Here is a 15,977-nt window from a genome sequence, read left to right as displayed (position 1 = left end):
TGACACCGGCTCCGGAGAAAATCAATTGGTTTGTAGAGCAGCCGGTCAGCTAAGGTCAAACCCAGATCCTAAAGGGGAGGCCGATAGCAGCTCAGTCAGCATCATCGGCACCTTCTTCATCTTCATCGGTATCCCCAACACTGAGCCAGTCGTGAAGGTTGTACCGCACGAAGTCTTCCGCATCGAGCATGGTAAAGTCTTGTAGCACCGTGACGTCTGCTCCACCGAAGTACAGCCCATCGTTGAGATTTCTGGCCACCCCGAGCACTTCATTCAGCTGGTCGTGCAGCTCATTTGCGCGCCTGGCGTGCTCTCGTTTGGTCAAAAACCGGAACACCACCTCGTAGGGCTCAGGGGTGGTATTACCCGCTTTGCTTCAAGCCGCAGGAGTTGCAGGTCCGTTGCAGCTTGATGGTTTTACTTAAGGAGCCAAGCCAGCTCTCCAATCCGCAGATGCTGTGCACATTTTTTTGCACATATCTCACGCCACGATACCCCAGTAGATTCAGGCTTTTCGCAGCCTTTGCATAGGTGAGTCGCGATGGATTTCTACACATCTCAATGAGGAAACCTAAGCTCCGTTTTCCACGTATTCCTCCGCTACAGAACGCTTTTCTGCGGTGTGTCCCCTGACATTCGCTTTTCAGGGCGAGCTATGGGGGCCACTCAAGACGGCTATCTTTTGCCTGGCACCAATGAAAAGGCCCTCAATATTGAGGGCCTTAAATTCAATGCGGATCCGTCACGCGGGCATTTTTTGCAGCTGTCGAACTCGATCATGGACCACAAATTTAATGATTCCTTTGACATCGTTGGTGCAGTTTTCAAAGGCAAGGCGCGATACCACCTGGCGACCCTCCTTCAGAATCAGCGCCCCGATCAACTCGTCGACGAAGGACTGAGTGACATCGTTCCCAGCGAAATCTATGACAACGCTCTCACCACTGCTGAGCGAGCGTTCGATTTCGGTACGGTAGGGGATCGCTGAAGCTCGCATTCCGTACGTTCGGATAGAACTATCCCTACTTAATCGAATTTGAGTTTGCATGTCGTAACCCCTTGTATTGCATAATCCTTTTTTGCAGCCCGAGAGTTTCAGTTGACGCTGAATCTCCCATTTACCGCTCCTTGCATGATCGACTCTAGCCCTCGAGCTATCAAAAAGCCAGAGCTAGCGGAAATTCAGATCTAGGTCGAGATCGTCGTCAACCTGTCCTGCATCGTCCTTCGGCAGCAAGTCACTGATCGAAATGGTGGGCAGCAGCTCACGGGTACAGCTAAACGCGATCGATACACCATTCCACAGCGCATCATGCAGCTCCTGAGACTGCCGACGCTTTGTGTCATGTATGCCATTGCCGCTCACGATGATCAAACCACCGCCCGCCGCGTCTGCAATTTTTGCGGTAGTTGTTAACCCGATACCTTGGTTCTCGCTACCCAGGATCTGGGCCATCGCACCCCGGTTGCAGCTCACTCGCGGTTTGAGTGCCGCCTCGATCGCGTGCAAATGCGTGCGGTCATGAAGCTCAGGGTGATTCCTCAGTGTCGCGAGAAACCCACACCCATTATCGACGATGGCCATGCGTACAAGGTTCAATTTTGGATAAAACTGACAGGTCAGCCAAACGGCGGCGTCACCACGTCCCTCTCTGCGGGCGTGAGTAAGCGAGTTTTCCAATAGCTCCTTGAGCGAATACTCCAGAGGGCCCCGGTAGGAGTCAAACTCATTCCGTCCCGTGTGCTCGTCGACTGGGGCATCCGGGTCCGATTGAGTCAACCTTCCCGTAATAGCTCTAGCGAGGCGAGAGGCTGCAGCCTCTGCTTGATGGTGTTCGCTGATTTTGGTGATTTCCACCAACGAGGTGCTTCGGTCGTTTCGACGTCCTACCCCCGATAGATCTACACCCTCTACATCAATGTCCTTGAAAAAATCCATCCTGGCCAGGTAGGAGGTCAGGTCTCTGCTCAAAAACTGCATCGAAACTCGCTTCTGGACCAACTGGTTTTCAAACAACGCTCGCAGCGTGGCCATCCCTAACGGATCGATATACGAGAGGTTGCTAGCGTCTAAAACGATGTCACCAGGGCAGTTAATGATTTCTGCGCACACAGAAAACAGGTCATGGGGCGATCTTGAGCCAAGCCCCCAAGGAAGAACGATCGCGTTTTCAATATCGATGGCCTGCATGCAATTCCCTGGCAACGGAGCTAACCCTTTCGGATAGATATAGGGCTCGATAGTAGCCCATTGCCTGCCGGGTAAGCACTCACCTATTTTTTGACGAGTAGTGCCGGCATAGAATTGGCGCGCGGCAGTAGCGGCCTGTGGATGGTGGATCGCGCTCGCCTTGGGCTCAACACGCACGAAGAAAACACGGCCAACGCCCTGCCACGGGTCAGCCATTCAAGCAAAGATGGCCAGATCAAAGCCTTGTGCGAGAGCACTGGAGCAGGTTTGTGAGTCCGCCGAGCAGTTTCATCTCCGACGTCTGCTGTGGGCAAAGGCAAAGCTGGAAGGGGAACAGCGAAGAGTGACCCGATCAGCGCTGTACCGCACCGCATGTATCAGGTCTGGGGCTTGAGCTGTTAGATCGCATAAGGCTACCTTGGCCGGCAACTGGAGAACGAACTGCACCTCGTCTTCCAATGCGTTGGCGTGGAAGTAACTGAGGAAGTACTCGCTTTGACGGAACTGGTCAGAAGCGATCTCCTCCAGGCGTTACAGCCCACTGGGCAGGCCTTCCTGACAGGCCTGGTAGAAGGGGTCGAGCAAGTATAGGCCGTCCAGGCAGGAAAGCATGGACGGCGTTCCCCACCGGGAGCCGGCGTCGTACTCCTCCAGCGGCTTGGGCACTCCCTCGCCGGGGTACAAGGCAGCCAGCGCATTGTCGAAGGGCAACCACTGGTGCAGCAGCAGGATCAGCAACCTCCAGAAATGATCTATGCCATGACGCTACACCACAACAATAATCGACACGCTTACAGGAGCATTGATTGGCGTCACAGCTGTTCAAGGAGATGTTGTCTAGGCTGGACAATACGGCAGCGGCCGATATTTCCCACCCAGCTTGGGAGTTGATCATGATGGAGCCCATCGCCGTGGTACAGATCTGGCAATACCTTTTTGGCGGACTAAAGGCGGTATTGCACTGATCATGCTGGCCATATTTGGCCTGTTTTATGTGGCTCGTGCACTATGGCCACCTGTCACAGGCACTACAGTTATTTAATTTTGTTGCTCTGTCCGCTGACGCAACTCTTCGGGCACAACCATGGCGGGTATTCTCACCAGAAGGGTGAAAACTCGTCCAAACCGGACAACAAAGGGAACTACTTCATGCACACCGAATCGTGCCAGCATGACCATGACCATGACCATGACCATGACCACTCGCACCCGTATGAGCAACCGGATGGTAGTCAGCGCGATTTGGTATGCGGTATGACGGTGCCACCGGATAGTCGCTACTTCGAGCTATACGAGGGAAGGACATACCGCTTCTGCAGTGAAAAGTGCCTGACGAAATTCCGCGCAGCGCCTGTGCATTATCTTAGCCCTCCCCAGGACCAAGAACACGCGGGCCATCTCCACTCGGCTGCCCCGCAGCCAAGCAACGCGGCGGACGCCGAATACACTTGCCCGATGCATCCCCAAATCCGCCAGCGTGGGCCGGGCAGTTGCCCAATCTGTGGCATGGCCCTAGAGCCGGTAATACCGGAGCTTGAGGAAGACGAGAACCCGGAACTCAAGGACTTCTCCCGCCGCTTCTGGTGGACCTTGCCCCTGACGGTCATCGTGACCGTGTTGGCCATGACTGCCCACCAACTCCAATTGCTGCATGGTGCCACACAGAATTGGGTGGAGTTGATTCTGGCCACTCCCGTGACACTATGGGCTGGCTGGCCGTTTTTCGTGCGTGGGGTCGCATCGATTCGTAATCGCAGCCCGAATATGTGGACCCTGATAGGTTTGGGAACGGCTGCGGCGTACCTATACAGCGTTGCGGCCACAGTGTTCCCGCAGGTTTTCCCGACGACTTTCATGCAGGATGGCCGCATCGGTGTCTACTTCGAAGCGGCTGCAGTCATCATCTCATTAACGTTGCTCGGCCAAATGCTCGAGCTCAAGGCGCGCTCACAAACCTCCGCCGCCATCAAGTCGCTCCTGGGTCTTGCCCCCAAGACGGCCCGTCGCATCGGGGCCGATGGTCAGGAGGAAGATATTCCGCTCACCCACGTGCATACGGGCGACCACCTGCGCGTTCGCCCTGGCGAGAAGGTGCCGGTCGACGGGGTGGTCCTGGAAGGCGAAAGTGCTATCGATGAATCCATGCTGACAGGCGAGCCCGTGCCAGTGATGAAGAAAGCTGGGGATGCACTCATCGGTGCCACGCTGAATACCCACGGCAGCCTTGTGATGGCGGCGCAGAAGGTCGGCGCCGAGACAGTGCTCTCGCAAATCGTGCAGATGGTCGCGCGGGCTCAGCGCTCGAAAGCCCCGATGCAGCGGATGGCGGACACCGTGGCCGGCTATTTCGTCATGGGGGTGATTCTGGTCGCGCTGGTCACGCTCTTCGGCTGGGGGCTTTTCGGACCGGAGCCTGGCTGGGTCTTCGGCCTGATCAATGCGGTCGCGGTCCTGATCATTGCCTGCCCCTGCGCGCTCGGCCTAGCCACTCCCATGTCGATCATGGTCGCTACCGGGAAGGCTGCCAGCAGTGGCGTGCTCTTCCGAGACGCCAGTGCTATCGAGAACCTCTGCAAGATCGACACGCTGATCGTCGACAAGACCGGGACCCTCACCGAGGGCCGGCCAGTGTTTCATAGCGTGGTCGGTACCGGGCAGTTCATGCCACCCGAAGTCTTGCGCCTTGCCGCCAGCCTGGACCAAGGCAGCGAGCATCCGCTGGCACATGCGATTGTCGATCATGCGCGAGCGCATGGACACAGCTTGTCCAAGCCAGAGGCGTTTGAGTCGGGCTCTGGGATCGGTGTACGTGGCCAGGTGAACGGCAAACGGCTGCAGCTTGGCAACACGACCTTGATGGAAGAGGCTGGCCTCGACACCAGTCCGTTGCGAGACCGCGCCGAGCAGCTGCGTCTGGAAGGCATGAGTATCATGTACTTGGCCGTCGATGGCGTGCTCGCTGGCCTGCTAGCGGTGTCCGATCCGGTCAAACCCACCTCCAAGGAGGCGGTAACCCGGCTACAGGCAGAAGATGTGAAGGTCATCATGGCCACCGGCGACGGCCTGACTACGGCACGTGCGGTCGCGAAACAACTCGGCATCGAGGAAGTCCACGGAGAAGTGAAACCCGAGGACAAGGAGCAACTGGTGGCGCTCCTGCAGGGCGATAAGCGCCGGGTTGCCATGGCAGGAGATGGGATCAACGATGCCCCTGCGCTGGCCCGGGCTGATGTCGGGATCGCCATGGGAACTGGCACCGATGTTGCCATGAACAGCTCCCAGTTGACGCTGGTCAAGGGCGACCTGATGGGCATCCTGCGGGCCAGAACACTATCCGTGGCCACGGTGAAGAACATGCGTCAAAACTTGGGCTTCGCATTCTTCTACAACGCTATGGGCATACCGCTGGCGGCAGGTTTGTTCTACCCGCTTACCGGCCATCTATTGTCACCGATGATTGCGGCATTGGCCATGAGCGTAAGTTCGGCTTCCGTGGTATTCAACGCACTGCGGCTGAAGCGCGTAGTCACAGACTGAAATGGGCACACCGCAACCTATGAGAGGAAGTTCCGCCATCAGCGTTTCAACGCCTGATCCATATGACTGACTGTCTAGGGCTTTGGCCTTAGCGGGTATGTCCGCGAGTTCGGCGCCAATCTGGTCCTGATGGAGGACATCGGGCAACTGCGACGTCCGCCATCTTCTGCCAAGATCGTAAGGGACAATTGTGATGCAGCAGGGGCCGCCGCCAGAGGAGTTGGACAAGATTTCAGGGCGAAGATAAATCCTTTGACCGGGCCTTGACCTTGTCATCGTGTCAAGGTTGAAGCTGTAAATGCGGCGAGAAAAGCCGTACCAGCATGAGAGGCCCGCTATGTTCGTTTTGGAAGTTTCCGGTATGGGATGTGGCAGTTGTGTCAACAAGATCACCAAGGCCATCCAGGCTGCCGATGGCGACGCGAAGGTGATCGTTGATCGTGCTGCCGGTACAGTGAGTGTCCAAAGCAACATCGAGGCGGAACGCGTCGGTGCACTGGTCCAGGCGCTTGGTTACCCAACCAAAGTCAGTCGCTAAGTCTCGTTACCGCTCAGATGGCAAGCCGCCGTGCCATGTTTCATGGCGCGGTTTCTTCATATACAGCCTGATGTCGACTGACTCCGGGTCGGGATAGCCAGCAATACTCCCCAAGAAATGGACGGCCTTCGATCACCCAGTGCCGAGTCAAGCTGTGGACGTTGACGCTGATCAAGAAAATGCTTCGCGATTGGTGTTTATCTTGAGTAAATGTATAGGCCAGCCTGGCTCACATACCCCGGCCCCTCGTTGGAGCTCATTCACAATGATGACTGCCAAGCGGTTTAGTTCTATGGCCTTGGGGATATTCCTGCTCATCCCTCTGGGGCTGGTCATGGCAAACCCTACGGGTAACGTCTACACGGCCAATGAACGGTCCGCTTCCATTAGCCAGGTAAATCTTGCGACAGGTGATGTGAGCACGGTCGCCTTGCCGATCGCACCCCACAACCTACAGGTTTCGCCCGACGGCAGCTTGCTTCTGGTTGTTGGAGTGGCTGGACATGCGGGGCATTCGAGCGGTGAAAAGCCCGGTGGGCAGTTGCTGGTGTTCAGTACCAGCGCGCTGGACAGGCCACCGTTCAGCTTCCCGGCAGGCGATCACCCGGCTCATGTGGTCACCGACGTCACCGGGCTGCGAGCTTTTGTGACCGATTCCGCTGCCAACCAGGTGCGAGTATTTGACCTTGAGCAGCGAATCGAGTTGCCCGGTATTCCAACTGGGCGTTATCCCCATGGGCTGCGCTTGAGCCCTGATGGCCGGACACTCTATATCGCGAACATGAAGAGCGACAGCGTATCGCTTATCGATGTCGTCACACTCAAAGAAACCGCGCAGATTCCCGTGGGCAAAGGCCCTGTCCAGGTCGGCTTTGCCCCTGACGGTCGCCTGGCATTCGTCTCGCTCAGTGCGACAAATCAGCTTGGCATCATCGACACGGCCAGACGCAAGGTGATCAGCAAGGTTGATGTCGGCCGCACGCCAATCCAGATGATGGCCACCGTTGACGGTCGCCAGGTCTATGTCGCGAATCAGGGCAGTGGCCAGAATCCGGACGACCGAGTCTCCATCGTAGATCTCCAGACGCGTAGCAGCCTGGGCACCGTGACCACCGGCAAGGGTGCCCATGGTGTGGCCATCAGCAGCGACGGCGCTTATGTGTTTGTCAGCAATATTGAAGCGGGCACCGTATCTGTCATCGATACGAGCAGCCGAAAGGTCGTTGCTACCCATAAGGTTGGCGCCGGGCCAAACGGGATCAGCTTCGAGCCGCCGAGTGCCCAATAATAGCCCGTCGGTGTACAACCCGAGCACGACGCGAAAAATGAGCATTCACGCCGGCGCAGTAATTTGCTTGTCGTGCCAGGTGAGGCCTAGCGCCCAGACCAAGGCATCCGGCTTTAAAACAGTGCTAAGGAGATGATGATGAACAACGTTCGAAATTTACTGATCGGACTTTGTTTGGCCGCAGCGTCCGTGGGCGCCATGGCGCAAAACACCGATGAACACTCGACACATCACCCGGCCGATGCGCCAAGCGCGGCGGCTACCGAGAAGACGCCTTCTCAGCCAATGGACAAAGGGCAAATGGCGGCGATGGACCAGCAAATGAAGGCCATGCAAGCCATGCACGAAAAGATGGCTGCAGCCAAAACGCCGGAAGCCCGTCAGGCGTTGATGGCCGAGCATATGGCGCTGATGAAAAATGGCATGGCCATGATGAAGTCCATGGAGGGTGGCATGCCTGAAATGGGGGGCATGCATGGCGGCATGGGCGGGGATATGGCCGCCCGCCACCAGATGATGGAAAAGCGCATGGACATGATGGAGTCGATGATGCAGATGATGATGGACCGCATGCCATCTGCTGCATCGAAGTAACCCATCTCCTTTCCCAGGAGTCGCTATGAACCCTCACTTCGATGAAAACGGCTCACCACACAGTTTCTGGCGTTCACGCTATGCAATCGGCCTGGTGGTAATCGGTGGGATCGCCGTCTACTTCCTGCTCACCGAGCACCTTGCCCATGTCGTTGGAGCCCTGCCTTATCTGTTGTTGCTCGCCTGTCCGCTGATGCATGTCTTCATGCATCGAGGACATGGGGGACACCATCACCAGGGCCAGAGCAAACCGGCCCCCTCCGATAAGGCTGATATCCATAAGCCGGGAGATCCATCATGAATCATGGTGAAAGCGCGTATGGCCTCTGGTCGCTGGTTTTCATCAACTCCGCGATCTTCATCATGTTTGCCTTCAGTTTCTTCAAGCCGGCAACGGCGAGAGACTGGAGGAGCTTCGGTGCATTCTCGGCCTTCATCGTTGCCCTGTTTGTGGAAATGTATGGCTTCCCCCTGACGATCTATCTGTTGTCAGGCTGGTTGCAGGCCAGGTTCCCCAACCTCGATCTGCTTTCCCACGAATCCGGCCATCTGTGGTCGACGTTGCTCGGTGACCAGGGCAACCCACACTTCAGTGTTTTGCACATTGCCAGTTACCTATTCCTGGGTTTCGGCTTCTATTTGCTTTCTGCCGCCTGGAACGTGCTATATCACGCGCAACGCCGCCGTTCACTTGCAACGGTCGGGCCCTATGGCTGGATCAGACATCCGCAGTACGTGGCATTTGTGCTGATTCTTCTGGGCTTTCTCCTTCAGTGGCCGACGCTGCTGACGCTGGCAATGTTCCCGGTGTTGCTGGTGATGTACGGGCGTTTGGCGGTTTCCGAAGAGCGGGAAATGCACAAGCAGTTTGGCGCTGCCTACGAAGCTTATACCCGCGTTACGCCTAGGTTCGTTCCGCACCTGCGCGAAAGGTTGGGTGGGGGTCATAGAGGCTGAAGCGTAGGACGAAGGAGCTACATGCCAGGAGGGTTTCAGCGGCAGTGTTTCTAGCGGGAATAGGGTATCCAAAGTCTGTTTGCTCGGATAACACTCTGAGTTGTCGCGGGTTTTCTTGTCGACAAGCTCGGTGGAATCCTTGTTGGCGTTCGGATAACTCAGGCAGTTGGATGACTTTGCGATGCCCTGTCCGCTTTCGACCCATATAGATCGTGATGCACGAAGATCTCTGCTCAAACGTCAGCTACTACTCTGATCTGAATGCATCCCGGCTACAGAGCGCAAAGACCAACTAGCGTCCCGAGGCACAGAGCTGAAGGCGGCGCGGTCAGGAATTGCGGCAGCACTTTTTCCAAAGTTTGGCTAAATGACCCTGCCTATCAGCTCTAATAGGCAGGGTTAGAAGTCAATCCGTCACTGCTTGCGAATGCCTACGATCGTCGCTGTGCCCCCATTCATTCGGAAATCGAAGCTGACCTTGTCGCCTACCTTGAGTCCCTTGAGTTGCTGCTCGGTAGCGCTGAAGCCCATGGTCATTGCCGGCCATTTCAGGGCTGATACTGGTCCATGCGCCAAGGTAACTTTACCTGGTTCCAAAGCTTTGATGGTTCCCTCAGCCGATGCAGTCGGAGCCGCCTGGCTGCCTTGGGTCTCGTTGCCTTCCATGGGCATATTCTTCATATCCGTGCCATACATGTCTTGGGCCTGCACCGCCGCCGCAACGGCGAACACCAGGCCAGCGCTGATCAGTAGCTTCTTCATCGGGTTACTCCTGTTTGGGGGTTATCGTGTACAGCGAGTCCGCGGCGCCTGACGAGCCAGTAAGCCGCAGGGATTACAAATAGTGAGAGCAAAGGCGCGGTGAGCATGCCGCCGACCATGGGTACAGCGATCCGGCTCATGACTTCGCTGCCGGTACCGCTACTCCAGAGGATTGGCATCAAGCCTGCGACGATCACTGCTACGGTCATGGCTTTGGGGCGGATGCGCTGCACGGCCCCTTCGCGGATAGCATCCAGAAGCGCAGGTTGCCCCTGCGTACCGTTGCCGTTTCGTTCAGTCCAGGCATTGTTGAGGTAGATCAGCATGATGACTCCAAACTCTGCTGCGACCCCAGCCAAGGCGATAAAACCGACACCCGTGGCCACCGACAGGTTGTAGCCCATCATGTACAGCAGCCATACGCCGCCGGTTAGCGCAAATGGCAAGGTAGCCATGATCAGCAGCGCTTCACCGAGGCGGCCAAACGTGAGGTAGAGAAGGACGAAAATAATGGCCAGCGTCGCCGGTACTACCCATGCTAAGCGCGCATTGGCGCGCTCCAGGTATTCGAACTGCCCGGAATAGCTCAAGCTTATGCCAGGATCGAGCTTCACCTGCTGATCGACTAGCCGGCGCAGGTCGGCAACGACGGAGGACAGGTCCCGTCTCCGCACGTCGATATACACCCAGCCCGAGGGGCGCGCGTTTTCACTCTTGAGCATGGGTGGACCGTCCGCAATACGCACCCGTGCCACGGTTCCCAGTGTGATTCGCCCCCCTTGGCTGGTGTAAATCGGTAGCTGCCGCAGGGCATCAACAGAGTCACGCCACTCCCGTGGGTACCGAACACTGATGGGATATCGCGCCAGGCCTTCTACGGTTTCGCCGATGTTTTCGCCCCCAACGGCGCCGGCAACAATCGCTTGGACATCAGCAATGTTCAGGCCGTAACGCGCTGCGAATTGGCGGTCGATATCCAGATCGATGTAGCGTCCACCGGTTAATCGCTCGGCGAGGGCGGAAGTCACCCCTGGAACCGTTTTGGCCACCTTCTCGATAGCCAGAGTCACCCGGTCGATCTCATTCAAATTGCTGCCGGCAACCTTTACGCCGATCGGGCTTTTGATACCGGTTGCGAGCATGTCGATACGGTTTCGAATCGGTGGGATCCAGATATTGGTTAGCCCAGGTACCTGCACGGTACGGTCCAGCTCTTCGATCAGCTTCTCAGTGGTCATCCCTGCTCGCCACTGATCCTTCGGTTTAAGTCGGACAGTCGTCTCGAACATCTCCAGCGGGGCCGGGTCGGTCGCTGATTCAGCCCGGCCCGCTTTACCGAAGACACTGGCGACCTCCGGTACCGTTCGGATCAGCCGGTCCGTACGTTGCAAAAGCTCAGAGGCTTTCTGCGCCGAAAGACCCGGCAGGGCAGTCGGCATGTACAGCAAATCGCCTTCATCCAGTGGCGGCAAGAATTCGCCGCCGAGCTGGCTCAGGGGCCAGACACTGCTGAGCAAAATCAACAGTGCACCCGCCAACGTGAGCTTTGGCCGGCGTAGAACGATCTCCAATGCTGGGCGATAGAGCCGTATCAGGGTTCGATTGAGTGGGTTGCGCTCTTCTGCCGGTAAACGACCCCGAATCCAGTACCCCATCAGCACGGGTACCAGGGTAACCGAAAGGCCCGCTGCTGCTGCCATTGCATAAGTCTTGGTGAATGCGAGGGGCGCAAACAGCCTTCCCTCCTGAGCCTGCAAGGTGAATACCGGTATGAAGGACAGCGTAATGATCATGAGGCTGAAGAACAGCGCAGGCCCGACCTCGACTGCTGCCTCAGTCATCACTTTCCAATGATCTTCGCCACGCAACGACTTTCCAGGGTGCCACGTATGCCAAGCCTCAACCCGTTTGTGCGCGTTCTCAATCATCACCACAGCGGCGTCCACCATCGCACCGATTGCAATGGCTATGCCCCCAAGCGACATGATGTTGGCGTTGATGCCCTGGTGGCGCATGACGATCAGGGCAATGAGGACACCAACCGGAAGCGAGACGATGGCGACCAACGATGAGCGCAGATGCCAAAGAAATGCAGCGCACACCAGTGCGACCACGATGAACTCTTCAATCAGCTTCTGGCTCAGATTTTCCACAGCACGATCGATCAACTGGCTACGGTCGTAGGTAGTGACCAGCTCGACCCCGGCAGGCAGGCTTTTTTCCAGCGATTCAAGCTTGGATTTGACGTGAGCGATGGCATCTTTCGCATTCTTGCCACTGCGCAGAATTACTACGCCGCCCACCGCTTCGCCCTGTCCATCAAGCTCGCCGATGCCGCGACGTGCCTCAGGGCCCAGCTGTACAGTGGCTACATCGCCCAGTGTTACGGGTATACCCTTCGCAGCCAGGCGCAGGGGAATGGCTCGGAAATCATCGAGTGACTTCAGATAGCCGGAAGCCCTTACCATGAACTCAGCTTCGCCTTGTTCGAGCACGCCGCCACCGGTTTCCTGATTGGCCTTGGCGATGGCGTCCGAAACCTCAACTTGAGTGATTCCCAAGCTGGCCATGCGCAGCGGATCGAGCACTACCTGGTACTGCTTGACCATCCCGCCTATCGTCGCCACTTCGGCAACGTCCGGAAGAGTTTTCAACTCGAAGCGCAGGAACCAGTCCTGAAGGCTGCGCAGCTGTGCCAGGTCATGGGTACCACTGCGGTCCACCAGCGCATACTGGTAGATCCAGCCTACACCAGTGGCATCGGGTCCGAGCACTGGCTTAGCGGACGCCGGTAATCGAGACTGAACCTGGCTTAGGTATTCGAGCACCCTGGACCGCGCCCAATAGAGATCTGTGCCGTCCTCAAACAACACATATACGAAGCTGTCTCCAAATGCTGAAAAGCCCCGCACTGTCTTGGCTCCGGGTACGGAAAGCATTGTGGTGGTCAGGGGATATGTCACCTGATTTTCCACGATCTGCGGTGCCTGCCCTGGGTAGGAGGTGCGGATAATCACCTGCACATCTGACAGGTCAGGCAACGCGTCGATCGGCAAACTGCGCAGAGAGAAAACGCCCCAAGCTACGGCAAACAGTGTTGCCAGCAGGACCAGGACGCGGTTGCCAACCGACCAACGAATCAGGTTCGCGATCATGGCTGGTTCTCCTGCTGGGTTATTTGCTCGATGACCATGCCTTCATCGCGCTCGCGCACTCCAAACCGGATGCGTTCGCCAACCTTGAGTCCGGCAATCAAGCGGGGATCTGCCACAGGGAAAGTCATCGTCATACCAGGCATGCCCAGCGTCACGAACGGTCCATGAGCGATGGTCAGCTGATTACCTTCTATTTGAACGATGCGCCCATTGGCCTGATGTAGAGCCGGCTGTACAGGTTGCGCAAGTGGAGCATCGCCAGCAGTAACGGCCTCGATACCTTTCAAGCTCGCTTCGGAGTCCAGCAGAAACTGCCCGGACGCCACAACGCGCTGGCCCGCCTGAAGGCCTCGCAGCACGACCACCTGGCCAGCACTTTCCTGGCCGAGCACTACTTCCACCGGCCGGAATCGACCTCCGTCTTCTGACACCATTACGAGATCGCGTTTCCCCGTCCGAATGATCGCCTCGGCTGGCACCAGTAGGCTGTCATCCTGTTGCCCGGACGGATGGAGGGAAACCTGCGCGGTCATGCCTGGGCGCAACCGGCCGCCGGGGTTGGGCAGTTCTATACGAAGCCGCAAGGTGCGGCTTTGCAGATCCGCATCAGCCAGCAATGCGGTCAGCTTGCCGGGAACAGGTTCGCCTGGGAACGCTGCCAGATTCGCCTGCACTGCCTGTCCTTCCTGTAGGCCTTGGGCTTGCGCTTCAGGTACTGCGGCCTCAAGCCAGACGTTCGCGATACCATTGATCTTCGCCAACGTTGCACCCGGTGTCATTGTCATGCCTGGCCGCAATTCCAGAGCCTGAAGGACGCCTGCTGTTGGGGCCAAGAGCGTTACCGAATTCTGGACCCTTCCCGTACGGTCAATCCGGTTGATAAGATCGGCAGGCATACCCGCCAGCAGTAGTCGTTGCCGAGCTGCAGCGCGCAATTCATTGTCCCCAGATCGCTGAAGCGCCAGGTACTCTTCCTGCAAGCCCGCCCATTCAGGCGTCAACACATCTGCCAATGGGGCGCCCTTGGCAACCACGTCGCCTGTAGCGCGGCCATAGGTGCGTTCGACGTAGCCACCGGTACGAGCCTGCAGAACGCTAAAATCCCGCTCATCGAAGGTAAGCACGCCGCTCACCTGGAGGGTTCGAGCAAGCTGCCCTTTCGCTACGGTAGCCAGACGGACCCCCAGGTTTTGTTGGAGCCCCTGTGAAACTTGAACTGCGGGGCTCACCTCAGCAGCGGTGCTTTCCTGGTACTTCGGCACCAGTGGCATGTCCATGAAGGGCGACTTGCCCGGTGCTGGAAAGTGCTGCTGGGGGTACATCGGGTCATACCAATACAGCACCTTCTGTAGCGTTTCAGGGGAGGCAGTGGACACCTGCCCACGCTTTGCTAGCTGATAGCCAACGCCACCGCCGATAGCCAACGCGGCCAATACCACAAGGCTGATAGTTGAATTTCTCATGCGCGCACCTCTCCATACGCGAAGTGCAGCCGTGCAGCTGTCGCGGCCAACTGTCCTTGCAGATCGATGTCTTGCAGTCGTGTTTCAACCCGCTGACGTCGAGCGGTGAGAACCTCACTTAAGGGTGATTTACCGGCTCGATAGTCAGCAAGGGCGAGGCGGACTCGATCCTCCGCTAGCGGTAACAATGTTTCACGGCTGCGCTGCACTGCTCGCTGCAATCGCTGGTAATCCGCAAGATCTGTCTCCAGCTGCGCTTTATGCTCACGCAATGCCGCTTCCTGTTCGTCCTCCAGTTGCCGGACTTGTGCGCGACGTGCCGCGATCATCGGGTCCTGCCGTGAGCCAGCGAACAAGGGCAGTTGGAAACTTACCTGCAGGCTCACCATATTGCTGAATTCAGGCCCGCGCCGCTGGTAATCCACCTGCCACCCCCAGTCCGACTTCTTTTCTGCCAAGGCTTGGTGCACTTGAGCTTGTGCTTCCCGCGTAAGGGCGTTGTAGGTCGCCAATTCTGGATGTGCATGTATAGCGTGTAGATAGTCCGGCGCGCTCACTGGCCAGCGCGGAAATGCTTGAGCTTGCGGATCAGCATCCTCTCCAATCCATCGCTTGAGTGCAGCCCGTGCCTGAGCGGCCTGTGTGAGCAGAACATCTTTTTGCTCATCGAGTTGCGCAGCTTCCTGGTCAGGAGCAAGTGCGTCGGCCGTCGCGCCGGTACCGCCGGCCAGGCGTGCGCGGATTGCTGCGGCCAACAGACGGTTTTCTTTGTAGAAGTCCTCAAACTGCTGCAGTTTCCGTTGAACGGTGTACGCCGCGACCCAAGCTTGGGCTGTGGCAGCACGCACTTTTAAGCGCTCGAACACCGCCTCTGCATCGGCTCGCTCAACGCTCGCTCGTGCCGTCTCAACTCGTGCCTCCCGCTTGTCCCGGTTTGGTACTTCCTGGGAGAGGCCGACAACCTGCATCGTCATGAAATCGCGGTTCATGCTCCAACGATCACTGCCGTCAACAGGAAGGTTCTGCACTCCTAGGTTGAGACGTGGATCAGGCAGCTCGCCTGCTGGGATCACAGCGTGTCGAGCGGCCGTCATTTGCTCTTGCCTGGCCTGGAGGATGGGGGCATTGCGTTCGGCAAGTTGAAGCGCTTCCTCCAGAGACAACGGTGTAGCCTGAGCCGGTAACGTCGACAACAGGCTGATCAGAGCGGCCAGACATGCCATCCCTAATCGGTAACGTGGGGGAGTCATGGAAATGATTCCTCAAAAAATCAGCGCGCAAGCGCATGCCATCATCCGGCTGCAAAACAGGACGATGGGGTGAATTTAAGAGGTAATCAGGCGCGGGGTGGCCGCCAAGGGTCAGGAGGCGCCCTGTTTACGAGGCTCACCGCATAGGTATCTACTGGCCTAGGCGCAGAATAGGTGAGCGTGGGGTTAATTATTTCGACCTGAACTGTGCTCGCGGTTCTACACTCCTGGCCCACTTTGCA

At 57.4% G+C, this 15,977-nt stretch carries 14 protein-coding genes and 1 pseudogene; 7 read left to right on the top strand and 8 right to left on the bottom strand.

Annotation, left to right across the window (positions count from 1 at the left end; genetic code table 11):
- Positions 1-91: 91 nt before the first annotated feature.
- The 4 genes and pseudogenes from J5X93_RS00180 to J5X93_RS00165 form a co-directional block, all read right to left on the bottom strand.
- The gene (locus tag J5X93_RS00180; protein ID WP_156867445.1) at positions 92-325 is read right to left on the bottom strand and encodes a hypothetical protein; all 234 of its coding nucleotides are present in this window, start codon (positions 323-325) and stop codon (positions 92-94) included.
- 417 nt (positions 326-742) lie between these two features.
- The gene (locus J5X93_RS28365) at positions 743-997 is read right to left on the bottom strand and encodes an STAS-like domain-containing protein (RefSeq protein ID WP_128337688.1); all 255 of its coding nucleotides are present in this window, start codon (positions 995-997) and stop codon (positions 743-745) included.
- Between the two features lie 174 nt (positions 998-1,171).
- Positions 1,172-2,191: an ATP-binding protein gene (locus tag J5X93_RS00170; protein ID WP_015268415.1), complete on the bottom strand. Its 1,020-nt coding sequence runs from the start codon at positions 2,189-2,191 to the stop codon at positions 1,172-1,174.
- A 423-nt stretch (positions 2,192-2,614) separates the two neighbouring features.
- Positions 2,615-2,950, bottom strand: a pseudogene (locus tag J5X93_RS00165) (helix-turn-helix transcriptional regulator); the annotation flags it as partial.
- A 47-nt stretch (positions 2,951-2,997) separates the two neighbouring features.
- Between J5X93_RS00165 and J5X93_RS00160 the strand changes: the two are divergent.
- From J5X93_RS00160 to J5X93_RS00125, 7 genes are all read left to right on the top strand, one after another.
- The gene (locus J5X93_RS00160; RefSeq protein ID WP_011953098.1) at positions 2,998-3,156 is read left to right on the top strand and encodes a hypothetical protein; all 159 of its coding nucleotides are present in this window, start codon (positions 2,998-3,000) and stop codon (positions 3,154-3,156) included.
- A gap of 43 nt (positions 3,157-3,199) precedes the next feature.
- A complete protein-coding gene (locus J5X93_RS00150; protein WP_338128843.1) occupies positions 3,200-5,728 on the top strand; it encodes a heavy metal translocating P-type ATPase in 2,529 nt (842 codons plus the stop codon).
- A 337-nt stretch (positions 5,729-6,065) separates the two neighbouring features.
- Complete coding sequence (locus tag J5X93_RS00145; RefSeq protein WP_004575963.1) at positions 6,066-6,266, top strand: heavy-metal-associated domain-containing protein; 201 nt, start codon at positions 6,066-6,068, stop codon at positions 6,264-6,266.
- A gap of 265 nt (positions 6,267-6,531) precedes the next feature.
- On the top strand, positions 6,532-7,554 hold the full coding sequence (locus tag J5X93_RS00140; protein WP_047932759.1) for a YncE family protein: 1,023 nt from the start codon (positions 6,532-6,534) through the stop codon (positions 7,552-7,554).
- Between the two features lie 138 nt (positions 7,555-7,692).
- Entirely contained in the window at positions 7,693-8,148 is a 456-nt protein-coding gene (locus J5X93_RS00135; RefSeq protein ID WP_011953095.1) for a hypothetical protein, read from the top strand.
- Positions 8,149-8,173: 25 nt separating this feature from the next.
- Positions 8,174-8,449, top strand: a complete 276-nt coding sequence (locus J5X93_RS00130; RefSeq protein WP_011953094.1) for a DUF2933 domain-containing protein — start codon at positions 8,174-8,176, stop codon at positions 8,447-8,449.
- Complete coding sequence (locus J5X93_RS00125) at positions 8,446-9,105, top strand: methyltransferase family protein (protein WP_011953093.1); 660 nt, start codon at positions 8,446-8,448, stop codon at positions 9,103-9,105. The genes J5X93_RS00130 and J5X93_RS00125 overlap by 4 nt, the downstream gene beginning before the upstream one ends.
- A gap of 414 nt (positions 9,106-9,519) precedes the next feature.
- Here J5X93_RS00125 and J5X93_RS00115 read toward each other — a convergent pair whose 3' ends face one another.
- From J5X93_RS00115 to J5X93_RS00100, 4 genes are read right to left on the bottom strand one after another with little or no spacing between them, the layout of a single operon-like run.
- Positions 9,520-9,867 (bottom strand): copper-binding protein, encoded by a 348-nt coding sequence (locus J5X93_RS00115; protein ID WP_011953092.1) that lies wholly within the window; start codon positions 9,865-9,867, stop codon positions 9,520-9,522.
- Positions 9,864-13,022, bottom strand: a complete 3,159-nt coding sequence (locus J5X93_RS00110) for an efflux RND transporter permease subunit (protein WP_011953091.1) — start codon at positions 13,020-13,022, stop codon at positions 9,864-9,866. The genes J5X93_RS00115 and J5X93_RS00110 overlap by 4 nt, the downstream gene beginning before the upstream one ends.
- A complete protein-coding gene (locus tag J5X93_RS00105) occupies positions 13,019-14,485 on the bottom strand; it encodes an efflux RND transporter periplasmic adaptor subunit (RefSeq protein ID WP_011953090.1) in 1,467 nt (488 codons plus the stop codon). The genes J5X93_RS00110 and J5X93_RS00105 overlap by 4 nt, the downstream gene beginning before the upstream one ends.
- Positions 14,482-15,735 carry a TolC family protein gene (locus J5X93_RS00100; protein ID WP_011953089.1) on the bottom strand — a complete coding sequence of 418 codons (1,254 nt, stop codon included), beginning with the start codon at positions 15,733-15,735 and terminating at the stop codon, positions 14,482-14,484. Before J5X93_RS00100 ends, J5X93_RS00105 begins: the two co-directional genes overlap by 4 nt.
- Positions 15,736-15,977: the final 242 nt, after the last annotated feature.

The organism is Pseudomonas sp. BYT-1 (assembly GCF_023611805.1).
Lineage (GTDB): Bacteria > Pseudomonadota > Gammaproteobacteria > Pseudomonadales > Pseudomonadaceae > Aquipseudomonas > Aquipseudomonas guariconensis.
Note: the sequence above shows the minus strand (reverse complement) of the source record. Positions and strands in the feature narration are given on the sequence as shown.

Coding starts and splice junctions, on each gene's coding strand:
- J5X93_RS28365 (WP_128337688.1), bottom strand. CDS start 997: ATGCGAGCTTCAGCGATCCCCTACCGTACCGAAATCGAACGCTCGCTC.
- J5X93_RS00170 (WP_015268415.1), bottom strand. CDS start 2,191: ATGCAGGCCATCGATATTGAAAACGCGATCGTTCTTCCTTGGGGGCTT.
- J5X93_RS00150 (WP_338128843.1), top strand. CDS start 3,200: ATGGCCACCTGTCACAGGCACTACAGTTATTTAATTTTGTTGCTCTGT.
- J5X93_RS00145 (WP_004575963.1), top strand. CDS start 6,066: ATGTTCGTTTTGGAAGTTTCCGGTATGGGATGTGGCAGTTGTGTCAAC.
- J5X93_RS00140 (WP_047932759.1), top strand. CDS start 6,532: ATGATGACTGCCAAGCGGTTTAGTTCTATGGCCTTGGGGATATTCCTG.
- J5X93_RS00135 (WP_011953095.1), top strand. CDS start 7,693: ATGAACAACGTTCGAAATTTACTGATCGGACTTTGTTTGGCCGCAGCG.
- J5X93_RS00130 (WP_011953094.1), top strand. CDS start 8,174: ATGAACCCTCACTTCGATGAAAACGGCTCACCACACAGTTTCTGGCGT.
- J5X93_RS00125 (WP_011953093.1), top strand. CDS start 8,446: ATGAATCATGGTGAAAGCGCGTATGGCCTCTGGTCGCTGGTTTTCATC.
- J5X93_RS00115 (WP_011953092.1), bottom strand. CDS start 9,867: ATGAAGAAGCTACTGATCAGCGCTGGCCTGGTGTTCGCCGTTGCGGCG.
- J5X93_RS00110 (WP_011953091.1), bottom strand. CDS start 13,022: ATGATCGCGAACCTGATTCGTTGGTCGGTTGGCAACCGCGTCCTGGTC.
- J5X93_RS00105 (WP_011953090.1), bottom strand. CDS start 14,485: ATGAGAAATTCAACTATCAGCCTTGTGGTATTGGCCGCGTTGGCTATC.
- J5X93_RS00100 (WP_011953089.1), bottom strand. CDS start 15,735: ATGACTCCCCCACGTTACCGATTAGGGATGGCATGTCTGGCCGCTCTG.